Source organism: Mycobacterium sp., assembly GCF_035623875.1.
Lineage (GTDB): Bacteria > Actinomycetota > Actinomycetes > Mycobacteriales > Mycobacteriaceae > Mycobacterium.
On record NZ_DASPSP010000229.1, the window covers coordinates 1 to 16,044 of the forward strand.

A 16,044-nucleotide genomic window follows, 5' to 3' on the forward strand; every position below is an offset into this window, starting at 1 on the left:
TCACCCACCTCACGTAATGGGCGCACGCTTAGCTCTTGCGACGACCTTCCGCTGCCACGCTAAGACGATCGGCATGCCGATCAGTTCCAGTGCGATAGCTCCGACGAACAGCGGATGCGGGCGTCCGCGCTGCTGCCACGAGCGAAGCCGCGCGAGGCCGCCGACAAACACGGTGCCCAGGGTCAGCGGCAAGACCGGCGAGTCGCTCGCCACACGCGGGAGCTGCGACCAAACAACCGGGCCCACAGCGAGCCAGAAGGTGCTTGCGAACCGGAACTCACTATCCAAAGACGCTGTGGTATCACTCGGGCCGCCTGGGAGCAGGTCAGATCCCGCGAGAACGTCGACAGCTCCCCTGGCGAACGGGATCGTCGCCAATACGGCCAGTGCCACTTGCAGCGCTCGCCGACCGCCGTCCGAAGGAAACGGATCATCCACGAACCTCATCATCCTCTGAGTGAGGCGATTGAGGCGAAGATAAGGGCAATCGAGCGCCGTATGATCCGACTCTCGATGTTCTCGACACAACCCGGATTCTCAGTGAGTTGTCGGAATCCTCAGATCTGACGCAAGGCGTCGACGGTCAGAGATGATATCTGCGAGGCCGGCGTCGAACTCGCGCTTGAGCCACTAGTAACCGCCGAGTGATGCGGCGGGTGGGAGTTAAGTATGCGACTAGCGGGTCGAAGTGTTTTGGTCACAGGTGCTACCGGGGGAATCGGTGGCGCCATCACCCATGACCTGGCGCGGCGCGGCTGTGCCGTCATTGTCACCGGCCGACGGCAGACTCATGTCACGCGATTGGTCACAGAGTTAGGTCCACCGGCCCGCGGTTTGGTCGCCGACCTCACCAAGCCCGAGGAGATTCGCGACCTGCTGGCATCGGCCGATCCAGTGGATGTGCTGGTCGCCAACGCCGGCAGTTGACATGGCACAGGATCTTGCCGAGGTGGGCGATACCGAGCTGGAGGAGGCAATCAGGATCAACCTACTTGCCCCGGCGGCGCTCGCGCGCGCAGCTTCGGGGGCGATGAAAGAGCGCGGCGAGGGGCACATCGTTTTTATCTCCTCGGTGGCTGGACTCGTCGCAACGCCTGGCAATGGATCTGTATACACGGCGACCAAGTGGGGGCTACGTGGGCTCGGGCTGGCACTCCGACAAGAACTCCACGGAACCGGCGTTGGCGTCTCGACGGTGTTTCCCGGCCCGATCCGGGATGCGGGCATGTTCGCCCGGACCGAAGTCGCCCTGCCCCCGGGCACCGGAACTAGCTCCCCCGAGGATGTCGCTCGCGCCGTAGCCCGAGCAATCGAGCGCAATCGCGCCGAGACCACGGTCGCTACGGGCAGCATGCGTCTGAGCGCAGCCCTCGGCGGCGTCGCACCGGTGCTCGTCGGCAATCTCGCCCGTTTGCTAGGAGCCGGGCGCGTACGTACGGCAATGGTTGCCGCGCGAAACCGAGGCTCCAACGACCAGCCAGACGGCTGAAATCGGCTCTATGGCTATAGCCGCCGATTTGCAGGTCGGCTTGATTGGCATTGCGCAAGGCTGTGGAATCGCGGCGGGAGATCATGAGCGGCCCCGGTTTCATCGTCTCGTCGCCGTTCGAACTGGAAACCAGACCGGTTCGAAGCAAAAATTTTTCACGGGAGATCGCCCGCATTTCTTTGAGAACGAGGATTTTATGCGGCGGTTCCGCCGCGCGGCCCACGCGGCGGCACGGTCGAACAGCCCGCACGTGACACCTATTCATCGCTACTTCGAAGTCGAGCGCCGCCTCTACGTCGATATGCGGCTGATCGAGGGCCGCGACCTGCAGACCGTGCAGACCGACGCGCCGCTTGCGGCGCTCACCCGCGAGCGTCAAACTTCCCTGATCAAGGGCGTGGCTTGCGCCCCGAGCGATAAGACCGGGGAGACGCGATGACAGGGTCCACGGCTGGCGGTGAGGCCCCCAGGATCGTGCGGGCGGCCGTCGTGCAGGCTGCGCCTGTGGCGTTTGACCTCGAGGCGACGCTGACGAAGGTTGAGCGCCTGACGGCCGAAAGTGCAGCGGGCGGAGCAGATCTCGTGCTATTCCCGGAAGCGTTTGTGTCGTGCTATCCGCGTGGGCTGACGTTCGGTGCCAGCATTGGGTCGCGGACACCAGAAGGGCGGGCCTGGTTCCGCCGCTATTGGGAATCGTCGATCGACGTCCCTGGCCCCGCTGTCGATCGACTCGGGGCCATCGCCGGCGAACACGGCATTCACCTCGTGATCGGTGTCATCGAGCGCGACGGCGGCACGCTGTACTGCACCGTGCTGTTCTTCTCGCCCTCCGGCGAGTACATGGGTAAGCATCGCAAGCTCGTGCCAACCGCCGCCGAGAGAGTGGTCTGGGGCAGCGGCGATGGCTCCACGTTGCCGGTGTTCGACACGCCCATTGGCAGGCTCGGCGCCGTGATCTGCTGGGAGAATTACATGCCTCTGCTGCGGACCGCGATGTACGCGAAAGGGATCCAGATCTGGTGCGCCCCGACCGCCGATCCCCGCGACAGCTGGATCGCCTCGATGCAACACATCGCGTGCGAGGGACGCTGCTTCGTGCTCTCAGCCGAGCAGTTCGTGCGCCGTGACGATTACCCCGAGGACTATCCAATCGAAGGCGACCACGAGCCGGATGCCGTGCTCTGCCGCGGCGCGTCGGTGATCGTTTCGCCCCTCGGCCACGTCCTCGCCGGACCCGAGCTCTCGGGCGAAGCGATTGTCCGAGCCGATCTCGACCTCGCCCAGATCGCAGAAGGCAAATACGACCTCGACGTCGTCGGCCACTACGCCAGGCCTGACATCTTCCAGCTCTCGGTCAACGAACGCCCGATGCCCACCGTTGTCACCGAGCCCGACGACGACCGCGGCTGGTGAGCCGTCTCGGTTCGCGTTTGGCACGAGGCGTGCGTCCACGAGCTCCAGCCAGGCCGCCGGAGTCGATGCCAGTCGGGTCGTCCGCGGCCGCAGCGAAGTCACCGAAGTGGTATACCGTCACCGCGGCTGCTGCAGGTAAACGGTCAGGTGGCGGATCTTTGCGTGAGCGTCGAACTCGAACACGGTCATCGAGTTCACGATGTGGGCCCGCTGATTACGGACGTGCCGCTCCTCGATCTCGAAGTACACCAGCCCAGCCAGCTCGGAGATGCGCTTGACGGTGGTCTCAAACGTGTCGATTGAACCTGCCCACCGACTCAGCATTTCCGTGTACTGCTGCCAGTCGTGAACTTCGAGGAACGTTCCGATGCGCTCGAAGTCGTCGACCGACGCGAACTCGGCCAGCGGTGCCCAGTCCCGTGGCGTCCGTGCAGTCGGCACCAACTGCTTCATGACTTCCTGATACTGCAAGACCTTCCGCCTCAACGGACCCTGATCACCCATCGGGGTAGCTCCTTGGTCGACCAGCCGGATGCGGGCCGCGAGCTAGGATGTGCGGCAGCTCCTCGGTGGTGAGGATCCCCGGCGCAGAAGCGCAGACGTACGGGATGGCATTGACCAATCCGTTGGCGTTGAAGGCGGGCACGACCGATGCGAGCTCCTCAAGGGGTACCGGGAACGGCATGCTCAGGTCGAGCGGCGCGTCGCCGTGCACCCGCACGCGCCAGCCGGTGGGCTGCAAGCCCCAGTCGGGCTCGGTGTCCATCGCGACGAATCCGTATTGAATGAACCGGATCCGGTCGGTCCCGCGGTTGCGTCCATTGATGATGATCCGCTGTGCCGCAGCGGTACCCGCCAGGATCTCACCAGCTGCAATGTGCAGATCCTCCTTGGCCGCGGCCACTCCGCCTTCGGCGGTCCACTCGTCGATGTTCAAGCCCGCAATATCGGCTAGCACGGTAAGCGCGGGCTGGTACTCGCCGAACAGATGGTTCTTGCGCCGGTCCGGGTCGAAATCCTCCAGCGGTTTCCCGAATCTCATCTGGTCGATCACCATGTGCCGCGACGGCCGCCCGGACAAATCGCCGAACTCCTCGATCTCGATCAAATCGACGCGGCGTTGCACCGAAAGCAGCGCCAGCACAAGGGTTTCGGTGATGAAGCCGGGGTCACTCCCGCTGGCCCACACAGCTGCACCGCCGTGCGCACATGCCTTCAGCACGCGGGCCCGATTGTCGTCGGTCAACCGCGCACCTTTGGCGAACAGATCGGTACAGGTGGTGACGACGCTGGTCCCGGCCTGAAGCAGCGCCACCACGTCGTCGACCAGTTCCTGTTCGCTCAACCCCGCCCGGGTTTGACCGCTCCCGGTTGCGCGCGGCATGTACACGCAGCAATCCGCGTCAAGCGCGAGCACGTTGTCGCGGTTGGTGGTGGCGAGGATTCCGGTGGCAGGCTCACCGCACAATTCACCGGCATCCACGCCGTCCTTGGCCGGGTCGTAGACCAGCACCCCGACGAGTTCGAGGGCCGGGTCACGAATCACTTCGCGGAGTGCACGTTGACCGGTGTTACCTGTGCCCCATTGGATTACCCGATGCGTGGAAGCGCCCATCGATTCCTTTGTCACTCCAGTCGTCGCCAGTTGAGTTGCCGATCGGCAACCGGAACATAGCCGATCGGCAACCGAGCGGTCAAGAGCCGCAATCCATATCTGGTTTGACATCCGGCGCCTCGTCCAGATCCGCTGCGCAACTGTCGCAAACACTGCATGATCGTCGGGTGAGAGTCATTGTCACGGGCGGCAATAGCGGCGTCGGCAGGGCAACCGCCGCGGCACTCGCCGCCACTGGTCACAGCGTCATGATCGCATGTCGCACCATTCCGAAAGCTGAGCAAGCCGCAGCCACCATGGCCGGCGACGTTGAGATAGCCCACCTCGATCTCGCCGATCTGGCCAGCGTGCGCAAGTTCGCCGACTCGGTGGACGGCGTCGACGTGTTGATCAACAACGCTGGCGTGCTGGGTCTGCCGCTGACCCGTACGGCGGACGGATTCGAGGCGCATATGGGCACCAACTACCTCGGCCATTTCGCGTTGACCTGCCTCCTCGGCAACAGGATCAAAGACCGGGTGATCTCGGTGGTCAGCTCGGCATACGCCCTGAGCCGCCTCCACATCGACGACTTGAACTGGCACACCCGCAAGTACTCCAAGTGGGCAGCCTACGGGGAGTCCAAGCTGGCCGTCATGCTCTTCAGCCGCGAACTGGCATGCCGCGGGGTGCGGACGTACATGACCGATCCGGGTGCGACGGATACCGATATCACCCGGGATACCACTGGTGTGCTGCCCTGGGTGCGGGAGCACACCTTCCGCCGGTTTCCCGCACACAGCGCGGCGACGGGCGCGCGGTCCACCATTCAGGCGGTTACCACCGACCTGCCCAGCGGCAGCTATCTCGCGCCCCGGTTCAGCCAGTGGGGCAAGCCGAGGGTGACCAGGCTCCACAAGAAGGCTCGCGACGCCGTGATGGCAGCTCGGTTGTGGGAATTGTCTGTTGAGTTGACCGGCTGCGACTGGCAGGACAGCGACCCGGAGTAGGTTTCGGGCAGGCGGGTGTGGATTCGCATGTGCCGGAGCCGGTTTCGGCAGCAAAGCAGCTAGGCGCCCGCCGGCGCATGGTCGGGGCTAGAGGCGGTCCTTGACTGCGGCGGACAGCCGAGCACCGTCGGCCTTGCCGGCCGCCAGCGCAGTGGCGGCCTTCATCACCAAGCCCATCTGCTTCATACCCGGCCGCTCGCCCAACTGTTCAGCCACCTGCGCGATGGCGGTATCGGCGACGTCGGCCACCTCGGCTTCCGTGAGCGGCGTCGGCAGATACTCGTCAATGACCCGCGCTTCGGCGTGCTCGTTGGCCGCGAGCTCCCCGCGGCCGTTTTGGGTATAGATCTCTGCGGCCTCGCCGCGCTTCCTGGACTCCCTGGCCAACACCTTGAGCACCTCGTCGTCGGAGAGTTCCCGCGCTTCTTTGCCGGAGACCTCCTCGGTCTGAATCGCGGCCAGCAGCATGCGCAGCGTCGCGGTACGCAACTTGTCCTGCGTCTTCATCGCATCAGTCAGATCCGCCCTCAGCCGGGACTTGAGTTCCGCCATGGCTAGAGACGCTACGCGCCGCACCACCTCTAAGCAGCGACACCGCGCGCATTGCGGGACGTTGAGAAATGCGCCGGTGCTCGACACTATGGAGCCATGATCCGCGCCGGCGATGCACAGCGAAGCGATGCGTTGGAGCGGCGCTCATGACCGACGACGGCCCTACCTGGTGAGCGCGCCTCCGCCCGATTACCCGGACTACCCGGAGTACCCCCCGCTCGGTTACCGCCCCCCCGCCTACCCACCGCTGGGCTACCTGGGCTATCCGCCGCCGGGCTACGGCCCACCCCCCACCTATCCGCCGCCGGGTTACGGTCCCTACCCGCCACCGAGCTACCCTGCTGCCCCCGGCTATGCCTTGCCGTCCGGCTACCGCAGTGCGCCACCGCCCGGTTCTGCGACACGCAAGCCGGGGATAATCCCGTTACGGCCATTGAGCCTCAGCGACATCTTCAATGGCGCAGCCGCCTACATCCGGACCAACGTGAAGGCCACCTTGGGGCTGACCGCGATCATCGTGGTGAGTACGCAGATCATCACGTTGATCGCCGCCGCCGGACCCCTGGCTGCTGCGGGCCGGCTAACGACGGCCCCGGCCGACGAACTCACCGGGGGTGACGTGACAGCCTGGCTGCTGGCGGCGGCGCTCGCAGGCCTAGTCGGCTGGCTGGCCGGCGTCCTGCTCAGCGGCATGCTCACCGCCGTCGTGGGCCGGGCGGTGTTCGGCTCAACGATCGGTCCCGGCGAAACCTGGGCCAAGATTCGTGGGCGGCTGACCGCATTGATCGGGCTGGTGGCGCTGGAGTCCGTTGGACTGATAATCCTGAGCGGACTGGTGGGGCTGACCATCGCGGCGGTCGCCGCCGCCGGCAGCGCAGCGGCGGCCATTCTCATCGGGTTGCCCCTGACACTGGCGTCGATGGCGTCGGTGGTCTACTTCTACACAGTGCTGTCGTTTGCACCGGTGCTGATAGTGCTGGAGCGGCTGCCGGTGATCGATGCGATCACGCGATCATTTACGTTGGTTCGCAACAGTTTCTGGCGAATCCTTGGCATCCGAGTCTTGACTTGGGTGGTGGTGGTTTTAATCGCCGGTGCGATCGCCGCGCCGTTCAACTTCGTCGGTCACTTGCTGGTCGCACCCAGTGGCTGGTCGCTTGTCGGCGCGACAGTCGGGGCGGTCGGATCGGCGATCGGCCGGATCCTCACTGCCCCATTCAGCGCCGGCGTCGTTGCCCTGCTCTACACCGACCGTCGGATCCGCGCCGAGGCATTCGATCTGGTCTTGCAGACCGGTGCCGCCGGCGGTCCTGCGCGCATGCAGCCAGCGGCCTCCACCGACTATCTCTGGCTCACCCGGCCGGAGTAGGGACGAGCCGAGAATGTCCGCCATCGACGTTGACCGCGACACCGCACACCAGGCCGCCCAACGCGAACTCGACAAACCGATCTACCCCAAGGGCTCACTGACCCAGCGGCTACACGAATGGATCCATGACTTGCTCTTTCGCCTTATCGAAAAAGGCTCTTCCCTACCCGGCGGATGGTTCACCCTCAGCGTGCTGTTCACCTTGCTGATTGTCGCGATAATGATCGCCATCCGAGTCGCCCGGCGCACCATCCGCACGCGTCGCGGTGGCGACCATCAGCTATTCGATACCGCTCAGCTAAGCGCCGACCAACATCGCGCAGTTGCGGAACGCTTTGCCGCCGAAGGCAATTGGACCGCAGCAATTCGACATCGGCTGCGTGCGGTGGCCCGCGGTCTCGAGGAAGCCCGGGTCCTGGGCCCGGCTCCCGGCCGCACCGCCAACGAGCTGGCCCACGATGCCGGCGAACGCCTACCCCACCTGGCGCCTGAATTATCCCAAGCGGCAACCGCTTTCAATGATGTCACCTACGGCCAAAGACCGGGAACACCGGCTGCCTACCAGATGATTGTCGATCTTGATGACCACCTGCGATTCCGGTCCGCCGCCGGCCGACCGGCGCTGGATCAGCCCGTCACCGTCAACTCATGGGCCCCGGTTCGGTGACCGTCACCGACGAGGCCACCCGGGTGCGCCAGCGGCGATCATGGCGTTGGGCGCTACTCGTGCTGGCCGCCGTCTGCGGCGTCGCCGCGATCGGCACCTACCTGACTGCACCACGTCCGGGAGGACGGATGGACGCGGCCTCGACCGGACCCGAGGGCGCGCACGCGTTGGTCACGCTGCTGCGAGACCGTGGTATCACCGTGGTGGTCGCCACCAGTGTCGTCGATGCGGAAAACGCAACGCGCCCCGGAACGCTGCTGCTGTTCGCCCAGAGCCAGCGCGTCACAAGCGATTCACCGCTTCGGCGGCTGGCCGCTACTCCGGGCGATCGGCTGCTGGTAGAGCCGACCTCGCACGCCCGCGCCGCCATCGCCCCCGGTATCCGCAGCGGCGCCAGCCTGCTCGACGCCAAGCCGAATTGCACGCTGCGCGAGGCGGAGCGGGCGGGGTCGGTGGATTTCGGGCCATCCAACACCTTTCATGCCGTCGATGACCGGGCGGTCACCAGCTGCTATGGCGGAGCGTTGGTCCGTTATCGCGACGGCGAACGCACGGTGACAGTGGTCGGCAGTACCGACTTCATGACCAACGCAGGCCTCTTGCACGCCGGCAACGCCGCGCTGGCAATGAACCTCGCCGGCCAGCACACCCGCCTGGTGTGGTACGCACCGCAGCGGATCGAAGGCGAATCATCAGGTTCGACGACGATCTTCGGTCTCATCCCAGATAACGTCATCTGGATGGTCCTGCAACTGTGGCTGGCAGTGCTACTGATCGCTGTGTGGAAGGGTCGTCGAATCGGTCCGCTGGTCGCCGAGGAACTTCCCGTCGTAGTACGCGCGTCGGAAACGGTCGAGGGCCGCGGCCGCTTATACCGATCGCGGCGGGCCCGCGATCGCGCGGCGCAAGCATTGCGCGCTGCGACACTGCAGCGACTGCTGCCCCGGCTCGGGCTAGGTACGGACACATCGGCGCCAGCGGTGGTGATCGCCGTCGCGCAACGCAGTAGATCTCACGAAGAGTCGGTGCGGCATATATTGTTTGGCCCGTCGCCGGCCTCCGATGCCGACCTGGTACAGCTTGCCCGCGCACTTGACGATATCGAAAGGCAGGTCGCACAAACATGACTCGCCCGCGTTCCACCTCCGCTCAGCCGCCGGTGGCGGAATCGGCGCGTCATGCGTTACTGGCGTTGCGCAGCGAGATCGGCAAGGCCGTCGTCGGCCAGGACGCGGTGATCACCGGGTTGGTGATCGCCTTGTTATGCCGCGGCCACGTATTGCTCGAAGGTGTTCCAGGCGTGGCGAAGACGCTGCTGGTGCGTTCGCTGGCCGCGGCACTCCGACTGGAATTCAAGCGGGTCCAGTTCACGCCGGACCTGATGCCCGGCGACGTCACCGGATCGCTGGTCTACGACACTCGCACGGCTGCGTTCGTCTTCCGAAGCGGTCCGGTCTTCACCAATCTCATGTTGGCGGACGAAATCAACCGCACGCCACCGAAGACCCAAGCGGCCTTGCTGGAGGCGATGGAAGAGCGCCAAGTCAGCGTGGATGGCGAACCGAGAGCGCTACCCGACCCGTTTATCGTCGCGGCGACGCAAAACCCGATCGAATACGAAGGCACGTACCAGTTGCCCGAGGCGCAATTAGACCGGTTCCTGCTCAAACTGAATGTGCCGATGCCGCCACGCGACGCCGAAATTGCCATCCTCGACCGGCATGCGCACGGCTTTGATCCACGCGACTTGTCGGCGATCCGACCCGTGGCCGGGCCGACCGACCTGGCAGCGGGCCGCGATGCGGTGCGCCGGGTACTTGTCGCCGACGAGGTGCTCGGGTACATCGTCGACATCGTCAGCGCCACCCGCCACTCGCCTGCGCTGCAGCTGGGTGTCTCACCGCGCGGTGCAACCGCATTGCTGGCCACCGCGCGGTCGTGGTCATGGCTTTCCGGACGCAATTACGTCACGCCCGACGACGTGAAGGCCATGGCCCGGCCAACGCTGCGGCACCGGGTGATTCTCCGGCCGGAAGCCGAGCTGGAGGGTGCCACGCCCGATGGCGTGCTCGACGGCATTTTGGCTTCGGTCCCGGTGCCACGCTAGTGATCCTGACCGGGCGCACCGGGCTGATTGCACTCATCTGCATCCTGCCAATTGTGCTATCACCCTGGCCAGCAACGTCTTTCGTCGCGCTACTGGCGGCGCTGGCCGTCGGGGTCATCGCTGATGCCGGTTTGGCCGCGAGCCCGTCCCAATTGCAGTACACCCGCATGCACAACGGCGCCAGTGGCTCGGTGCGGCTCGGCGAACCGGTGAACGCCAGTCTGCTGATCCACAATGGGGGCCGGCGCCGGTTCCGCGGACAGGTTCGCGATGCCTGGGCTCCCAGCGCGCGCGCCGAACCGGCTACCCACTCCGTCGACATCGCCGCCGGTCAGCTGCGGCGTGTGGACACCTGCCTACGCCCCGTCCGCCGCGGTGATCAGCGCTCGGCGGTCGTCACCGCACGGTCTATCGGCCCGCTGGGAATGGCGGGACGGCAGAGGACGCGTCCGGTGCCTGGCCAAGTTCGGGTGCTGCCGCTGTTCTTGTCGCGCAAGCATCTGCCGTCCCGGCTGGCCAAACTCCGGGAGATCGACGGGCTACTGCCGACCCTGACTCGGGGGCAGGGCACCGAATTCGACTCGCTGCGAGAGTATGTCGTCGGTGACGATGTCCGCTCGATCGACTGGCGGGCCACCGCCCGGCGGGCCGACGTCGTGGTGCGGACCTGGCGGCCTGAACGTGACCGGCGGGTCGTCATCGTACTCGACACCGGACGCACGGCTGCCGGTCGTGTTGGTGTCGATCCGACGGCCAGCGATCCAACCGGTTGGCCCCGGCTCGATTGGTCGATGGATGCTGCTCTGCTGCTGGCAGCGCTCGCTTCGCGAGCCGGTGACCATGTCGACTTCTTGGCGCATGACCGGGTGACCCGCGCCAGCGTGTTCGGCGCGTCACGAACCGAGCTACTGGCCCGGCTGGTCGATGCGCTGGCTCCGTTACAACCGGCGCTCGTCGAATCCGATTCTACCGCAATGGTTTCAGCTATCGTCCGGCGAACACGGCGACGCGCGCTGGTAGTGCTGCTGACCGACCTCAATGCCAGCGCCCTCGACGAGGGGCTGCTGCCGGTACTGCCCCAGCTCTCGGCCAAGCATCGGGTGATCATCGCCGCGGTGGCCGACCCGCGCGTCGACCAACTGGCCGCCGGGCGCGCGGATGCGGCCGCGGTGTACGACGCGGCGGCCGCCGAACATTCTCGAAACGACCGGCACACAATCGCCTCACGGCTTCGGCACGCCGGCGTGGACGTGATCGACGCTCCGCCCACCGAACTCGCGCCGGCGCTGGCTGACCGTTACCTGGCGATGAAAGCCACCGGCCGGCTCTAACTCAGCGGGTTGGCACAACGTCCGGCGCATCGGCGATGTCGCCGGTTTCGCCCGCCCGAACCGCCCGGCGGCCGAAGTACACGATGTAAATCAAAAACCCTGCCTCGAAGAGGATTCCGATGCCGATCCGCAGAAATGTCGGTAACGGCGACGGGGTGATCAACGCCTCGATGGCACCCGAGACGAGTAGCACCACAACCAATCCCACGGCGACGGCGACGACGGCACGGCCTTGCTCGGCAAGCACCTCTCCTCGCGGGCGATCACCCGGCGAGATCACGGACCACCCCAGTCGCATTCCGGCGGCAGCCGCCAGAAAGACCGCGGTCAACTCCAGCAGGCCATGCGGAATCAGCAATCCCAGCATGACGTCGCCCTTCCCGGCCTGAAGCATCAGACCGGCCACGACTCCGAGGTTGGCGGCGTTGGCGAACAACACGAACGGGATCGGCACACCCAGCACCACGGAGAACGCAATGCACTTCGCGGCCACCCAGGAATTGTTGACCCAGACGTGCAGCCCGAACGCGACGGCGGAGTGCTCACTGTAGTACGAGGCGAAGTCATGGTTGACCAATTCATCGATGTCGCTTGGTGTTCCGATCATGGACTGGACTTCCGCGCTGCCGATTACCCACACTGCGATGACCGCCGCGACGGCGAAGAACACTACCGCCGTCGCCAGCCACCACCGCCAGGCACGGTAGGCCACCACCGGAAATGACACGGTCCAAAACCGGGTGAATTCACTGGACAGCGGGGCGTGGGCACCGGTGACCGCGGCTCGGGCACGCGCCACCAAACTCGAAAGGCTGCCTACCAAGGCTGAATCGGAGGACCCCGAGCGCAGCATCGACAAGTGCGTCGACACCCGCTGATAGAGCTCGACGAGTTCGTCGATCTCGGCGCCGCTCAACTGCCGGCGCTTTCCCACCAATCGGTCGAGGCGATCCCAGGTGTCGCGGTGCGCAAGCACGAACGCGTCGACGTCCACCACTGGGAGCCTAGCGGCGATCGCAAACTCGGCGCAGCCGAGTGCAGCGGGTCGCCGCCGGAGGCCAGCCGGGTAGCGTTCGCAGTATGCCGCACGTGGTGACCGGAGACGCGGTAGTGCTCGACGTGCCGATCGCGCAACTGCCGGTGCGGGCGGTCGGCGCGCTGATCGACATCGCCGTCATCGTCATCGGCTATCTGTTGGCACTGACGTTGTGGGCAGCCGCGCTGACCCAGTTCGACGAGGCCGTGACCGCCGCGATCATGATCATCTTCACCGTGCTTGTGTTCGTCGGCTACCCCCTCGTCTTCGAAACCGCAACGCGGGGTCGCTCGGTGGGCAAGATGGTGATGGGACTGCGGGTGGTGTCGGAGGACGGCGGCCCGGAGCGCTTCCGCCAGGCGCTGTTTCGCGCACTGGCCTCGGTCGTCGAGATCTGGATGTTACTGGGAAGCCCAGCGGTGATGTGCAGCATGCTCTCGCCAAAAGCCAAACGGATCGGCGACATCTTCGCGGGCACGGTGGTAATCAGTGAACGTGGGCCGAAATTGGGCCCACCGCCGTTGATGCCACCGCCGTTGGCCTGGTGGGCTGCATCGCTGCAGCTGTCCGGGCTGAGCGCTGAGCAAGCCGAAGTGGCGCGCCAATTCCTGTCCCGTGCACCGGAACTCGACCCGCGGCTGCGCGATCAGATGGCCTACCGGATCGCCAGTGACGTGCTGAGTTGCGTCGCCCCTCCGCCGCCGCCCGGGACCCCGCCGCAACTCGCCCTGGCCGCGGTGCTGGCCGAACGACACCGCCGGGAGCTCACACGGTTACGGCCCAACGGGTACATCGCGTGGCCACCCGCCGGGCCTCCTCCTTGGCTGCCGCCCGATCCGCCATCGGCCGGCGGCTTGTCGCCGCCCCGCTAGAAGCATCGACCTTCACGTGACGGCTTTCTCCGTTCATCACTGCTGCGCTACCCGCTGCTTCGAGCCACAAATCCCAGGTCACAAGGGCCGCCGCAAACCCAACGTTGCATCACGATAGTTTTCGATATATCGTCATCGTATCGGTAGTGCATCCGACGCTACCTTTCCAGAAACGAGATGACATATGAACAACCCATTCCCCCATGCAGAAGGGGCGTTCCCCGGGGGCCCCGGCGCGCAGGGCTTTGGCCCCCATGGCTTCCATCCTCATGCACGGCGTGCACTGCATGAACAGCGCAGGCAGGCCCGTCGCGAGTTCCGCGACTATGTTCGCGGTCACGACGCCGGCCAGGACGGGCCGTTCGGCCCGGGATTCGGACCCGGTTTCGGCCGGGGTTTCGGACCCGGCGGATTCGGCTTCGGCTTCGGCCCCGGCCCGCGCGGCAGACGGCGTGGCGGACCCGGGCGGCGCGGCCGCCGCGGCGACGTCCGCGCCGCCATCCTGGTGCTGCTGGCCGAGCGCCCGATGCACGGCTACGAGATGATCCAGGAGGTCGCCGAGCGCAGCCAGGACCTGTGGCGACCCAGTCCAGGGTCGGTCTACCCGACCCTGCAACTACTGGTCGACGAGGGGCTGATTACCGGCTCGGAAACCGAGGGCAGCAAAAAGCTCTTCGAGTTGACCGATGCCGGCAAAGCTGCCGCGGAGAAGGTCGAGACGCCACCGTGGGACGAGATCGCCGACGGTGTCGATCCAGCCCATCTGAACCTGCGGGCGGCCGTCGGGCAACTGTTTGGCGCCGTGGCGCAATCGGCTCATACCGCAACTGCTGAGCAGCAGCAACGCATCATCGATATCGTCAACAACGCTCGTCGCGAGATCTACACGATCCTCGGCGAAGACGACTGATCGTGCTGCGACGGTGGGGGCCAGCCCGTTCTGGTTCCCGCCGGAGCTTTCCTTCGCACGTCAGCCACCGAAATCAGGACACCTCAACCCAATCCAGGGTGCGCTGCACCGCTTTGCGCCAGCCTGCGTATCCCGCGGCGCGCTCGTCATCGCTCCACTGCGGCGTCCACCGCTTGCCCTCCTGCCAGTTAGTCCGCAGGTCGTTCGGGTCGGCCCAGTAGCCGACTGCCAGGCCCGCCGCGTACGCCGCGCCCAACGCAGTGGTCTCCGCGACCACCGGCCGCACCACGTCGACACCCAGCACGTCGGCCTGGATCTGCATGCACAACTCGTTGGCGGTGATCCCGCCATCGACCTTCAGCACCTCAAGGCGCACACCCGAATCGGCTTGCATCGCGTCGACCACGTCGCGGCTCTGATAACAGATCGACTCCAACGTGGCGCGGGCCAGGTGCGCGTTGGTGTTGTAACGCGACAGCCCGACGATCGCGCCACGGGCATCGGAACGCCAATACGGCGCGAACAAGCCGGAAAACGCCGGCACGAAGTACACCCCGCCGTTGTCATCGACCTGGCGGGCCAATGCCTCACTCTGCGCAGCCCCGCTGATGATGCCCAACTGGTCGCGTAGCCATTGCACCGCCGAACCGGTCACCGCGATCGAACCCTCAAGCGCGTAAACGGGTTTCGCGTCGCCGAATTGATAGCACACCGTCGTCAACAGACCGTTGCGGGACCGCACAATCTGCTCGCCGGTGTTGAGCAGCAGAAAATTGCCGGTGCCGTAGGTGTTCTTGGCCTCTCCGGGGTCCAGGCATACCTGGCCGACCATCGCCGCGTGCTGATCACCGAGAATCCCGGTGATCGGCACCTCACCGCCGAGCGGTCCGGCATCCAGCGTGACGCCGTAGGGCTGGCATGGCGACGACGCCGCGATCGACGGCAACATCGCGCGGGGGACGTCGAAAAAAGACAGCAACTCGTCGTCCCAGTCCAGCGTCTCTAGATCCATCAGCATGGTCCTACTGGCGTTGGTGACATCGGTGACATGCACGCCGCCGCGGGGACCGCCGGTCAGATTCCACAACAGCCAGCTGTCCGCGGTGCCGAAGACCGCCTCACCGCGCTCCGCTGCTGCCCGCACCCCTTCGACGTTCTCCAAAATCCATTGCAGTTTGCCGCCGGAGAAATACGTCGCCGGCTGCAGACCGGCTTTACGCCGGATCACGTCGCCGCGGCCATCGCGGTCCAGTGCCGACGCGATGCGGTCGGTGCGGGTGTCCTGCCAGACGATCGCATTACAGTAAGGTCGGCCGGTATGCCGGTTCCACACCAGTGTCGTCTCCCGCTGATTCGTGATCCCCAGCGCGACAATGTCTTTCGATGATAGATTGGTCGCATTGAGCGCCGACATCAGCGCCGAGGTGGTGCGCTCCCAGATCTCGATCGGATTGTGCTCGACCCAGCCGGCGTGTGGCAGAAGCTGCTCATGCTCAAGCTGATGGCGGCCTACCTCGGTGCCGTCGTGGTCGAAAATCATGCACCGGGTGCTGGTGGTGCCCTGGTCGATCGAAGCGACGAACTCGGCCAATTGCTCTCCTCCGCAGGATGGCGGCGATCATTGCCTATAACTGTCCATGATGGTCTACCGGGCAGCGAGATCATCGACATTGAGACCATCTCGACGTCTTGAC

18 protein-coding genes are annotated in these 16,044 nt (G+C 65.6%); 12 read left to right on the forward strand and 6 right to left on the reverse strand.

All coding sequences use genetic code 11. The features are described from left to right. Nucleotides 1-9: 9 nt before the first annotated feature. On the reverse strand, nt 10-438 hold the full coding sequence (locus VEI45_RS18620; protein WP_324855864.1) for a DUF4345 domain-containing protein: 429 nt from the start codon (nt 436-438) through the stop codon (nt 10-12). 231 nt (nt 439-669) lie between these two features. On the opposite strand from VEI45_RS18620, the gene VEI45_RS18625 reads away from it, so the two are divergent. Genes VEI45_RS18625 through VEI45_RS18640 form a run of 4 tightly spaced genes read left to right on the forward strand, consistent with a single transcriptional unit; the run spans nt 670 to nt 2,902 of the window. Then, nucleotides 670-927: an SDR family NAD(P)-dependent oxidoreductase gene (locus VEI45_RS18625; protein ID WP_324855866.1), complete on the forward strand. Its 258-nt coding sequence runs from the start codon at nt 670-672 to the stop codon at nt 925-927. Nucleotide 928: 1 nt separating this feature from the next. Further along, nucleotides 929-1,489: an SDR family NAD(P)-dependent oxidoreductase gene (locus VEI45_RS18630; RefSeq protein WP_324855868.1), complete on the forward strand. Its 561-nt coding sequence runs from the start codon at nt 929-931 to the stop codon at nt 1,487-1,489. A 10-nt stretch (nt 1,490-1,499) separates the two neighbouring features. Beyond that, nucleotides 1,500-1,928 carry a hypothetical protein gene (locus VEI45_RS18635; protein WP_324855870.1) on the forward strand — a complete coding sequence of 143 codons (429 nt, stop codon included), beginning with the start codon at nt 1,500-1,502 and terminating at the stop codon, nt 1,926-1,928. Beyond that, nucleotides 1,925-2,902: a nitrilase-related carbon-nitrogen hydrolase gene (locus tag VEI45_RS18640; RefSeq protein WP_324855872.1), complete on the forward strand. Its 978-nt coding sequence runs from the start codon at nt 1,925-1,927 to the stop codon at nt 2,900-2,902. The genes VEI45_RS18635 and VEI45_RS18640 overlap by 4 nt, the downstream gene beginning before the upstream one ends. A gap of 117 nt (nt 2,903-3,019) precedes the next feature. On the opposite strand, the gene VEI45_RS18645 is transcribed toward VEI45_RS18640, so the two are convergent. Further along, nucleotides 3,020-3,406: a hypothetical protein gene (locus tag VEI45_RS18645; protein WP_324855874.1), complete on the reverse strand. Its 387-nt coding sequence runs from the start codon at nt 3,404-3,406 to the stop codon at nt 3,020-3,022. Then, nucleotides 3,399-4,517: a dihydrodipicolinate reductase gene (locus VEI45_RS18650; RefSeq protein ID WP_324855876.1), complete on the reverse strand. Its 1,119-nt coding sequence runs from the start codon at nt 4,515-4,517 to the stop codon at nt 3,399-3,401. Before VEI45_RS18650 ends, VEI45_RS18645 begins: the two co-directional genes overlap by 8 nt. A 167-nt stretch (nt 4,518-4,684) precedes the next feature. Here VEI45_RS18650 and VEI45_RS18655 point away from each other — a divergent pair, with 167 nt between their 5' ends. Next, nucleotides 4,685-5,506, forward strand: coding sequence for an SDR family NAD(P)-dependent oxidoreductase (locus tag VEI45_RS18655; protein ID WP_324855878.1), 822 nt, complete (start codon nt 4,685-4,687; stop codon nt 5,504-5,506). Nucleotides 5,507-5,593: 87 nt separating this feature from the next. Here the strand turns inward: VEI45_RS18655 and VEI45_RS18660 are convergent, their stop codons facing one another. Beyond that, nucleotides 5,594-6,058, reverse strand: a complete 465-nt coding sequence (locus VEI45_RS18660) for a GatB/YqeY domain-containing protein (RefSeq protein ID WP_324855880.1) — start codon at nt 6,056-6,058, stop codon at nt 5,594-5,596. Between the two features lie 169 nt (nt 6,059-6,227). Between VEI45_RS18660 and VEI45_RS18665 the strand changes: the two genes are divergently transcribed. From VEI45_RS18665 to VEI45_RS18685, 5 genes are read left to right on the forward strand one after another with little or no spacing between them, the layout of a single operon-like run. Beyond that, the gene (locus VEI45_RS18665) at nt 6,228-7,427 is read left to right on the forward strand and encodes a hypothetical protein (protein ID WP_414687525.1); all 1,200 of its coding nucleotides are present in this window, start codon (nt 6,228-6,230) and stop codon (nt 7,425-7,427) included. Nucleotides 7,428-7,440: 13 nt separating this feature from the next. Beyond that, entirely contained in the window at nt 7,441-8,094 is a 654-nt protein-coding gene (locus VEI45_RS18670) for a DUF4129 domain-containing protein (protein WP_324855884.1), read from the forward strand. Then, nucleotides 8,076-9,221 carry a DUF4350 domain-containing protein gene (locus VEI45_RS18675; RefSeq protein WP_324855886.1) on the forward strand — a complete coding sequence of 382 codons (1,146 nt, stop codon included), beginning with the start codon at nt 8,076-8,078 and terminating at the stop codon, nt 9,219-9,221. Before VEI45_RS18670 ends, VEI45_RS18675 begins: the two co-directional genes overlap by 19 nt. Then, nucleotides 9,218-10,201: a MoxR family ATPase gene (locus tag VEI45_RS18680; protein ID WP_324855888.1), complete on the forward strand. Its 984-nt coding sequence runs from the start codon at nt 9,218-9,220 to the stop codon at nt 10,199-10,201. The genes VEI45_RS18675 and VEI45_RS18680 overlap by 4 nt, the downstream gene beginning before the upstream one ends. Beyond that, nucleotides 10,201-11,532, forward strand: a complete 1,332-nt coding sequence (locus tag VEI45_RS18685; RefSeq protein ID WP_324855890.1) for a DUF58 domain-containing protein — start codon at nt 10,201-10,203, stop codon at nt 11,530-11,532. Before VEI45_RS18680 ends, VEI45_RS18685 begins: the two co-directional genes overlap by 1 nt. A gap of 1 nt (nt 11,533) precedes the next feature. Here VEI45_RS18685 and VEI45_RS18690 read toward each other — a convergent pair whose 3' ends face one another. After that, a complete protein-coding gene (locus VEI45_RS18690) occupies nt 11,534-12,526 on the reverse strand; it encodes a stage II sporulation protein M (RefSeq protein ID WP_324855892.1) in 993 nt (330 codons plus the stop codon). Nucleotides 12,527-12,612: 86 nt separating this feature from the next. Here VEI45_RS18690 and VEI45_RS18695 point away from each other — a divergent pair, with 86 nt between their 5' ends. Together VEI45_RS18695 and VEI45_RS18700 are read left to right on the forward strand one after the other, a co-directional pair. Then, on the forward strand, nt 12,613-13,440 hold the full coding sequence (locus VEI45_RS18695; protein ID WP_324855895.1) for an RDD family protein: 828 nt from the start codon (nt 12,613-12,615) through the stop codon (nt 13,438-13,440). 184 nt (nt 13,441-13,624) lie between these two features. Then, nucleotides 13,625-14,350, forward strand: a complete 726-nt coding sequence (locus tag VEI45_RS18700; protein WP_324855897.1) for a PadR family transcriptional regulator — start codon at nt 13,625-13,627, stop codon at nt 14,348-14,350. A gap of 73 nt (nt 14,351-14,423) precedes the next feature. Here the strand turns inward: VEI45_RS18700 and glpK are convergent, their stop codons facing one another. Then, nucleotides 14,424-15,941: a glycerol kinase GlpK gene (glpK, locus tag VEI45_RS18705; protein WP_324855899.1), complete on the reverse strand. Its 1,518-nt coding sequence runs from the start codon at nt 15,939-15,941 to the stop codon at nt 14,424-14,426. Nucleotides 15,942-16,044 lie beyond the last annotated feature (103 nt).

Bases quoted from the DNA above. Each gene is read 5' to 3' on its own strand.
- VEI45_RS18625 (WP_324855866.1), top strand. From the start codon at position 670: ATGCGACTAGCGGGTCGAAGTGTTTTGGTCACAGGTGCTACCGGGGGA.
- VEI45_RS18630 (WP_324855868.1), top strand. From the start codon at position 929: ATGGCACAGGATCTTGCCGAGGTGGGCGATACCGAGCTGGAGGAGGCA.
- VEI45_RS18635 (WP_324855870.1), top strand. From the start codon at position 1,500: ATGGCTATAGCCGCCGATTTGCAGGTCGGCTTGATTGGCATTGCGCAA.
- VEI45_RS18640 (WP_324855872.1), top strand. From the start codon at position 1,925: ATGACAGGGTCCACGGCTGGCGGTGAGGCCCCCAGGATCGTGCGGGCG.
- VEI45_RS18645 (WP_324855874.1), bottom strand. From the start codon at position 3,406: ATGGGTGATCAGGGTCCGTTGAGGCGGAAGGTCTTGCAGTATCAGGAA.
- VEI45_RS18650 (WP_324855876.1), bottom strand. From the start codon at position 4,517: ATGGGCGCTTCCACGCATCGGGTAATCCAATGGGGCACAGGTAACACC.
- VEI45_RS18660 (WP_324855880.1), bottom strand. From the start codon at position 6,058: ATGGCGGAACTCAAGTCCCGGCTGAGGGCGGATCTGACTGATGCGATG.
- VEI45_RS18670 (WP_324855884.1), top strand. From the start codon at position 7,441: ATGTCCGCCATCGACGTTGACCGCGACACCGCACACCAGGCCGCCCAA.
- VEI45_RS18675 (WP_324855886.1), top strand. From the start codon at position 8,076: ATGGGCCCCGGTTCGGTGACCGTCACCGACGAGGCCACCCGGGTGCGC.
- VEI45_RS18680 (WP_324855888.1), top strand. From the start codon at position 9,218: ATGACTCGCCCGCGTTCCACCTCCGCTCAGCCGCCGGTGGCGGAATCG.
- VEI45_RS18695 (WP_324855895.1), top strand. From the start codon at position 12,613: ATGCCGCACGTGGTGACCGGAGACGCGGTAGTGCTCGACGTGCCGATC.
- VEI45_RS18700 (WP_324855897.1), top strand. From the start codon at position 13,625: ATGAACAACCCATTCCCCCATGCAGAAGGGGCGTTCCCCGGGGGCCCC.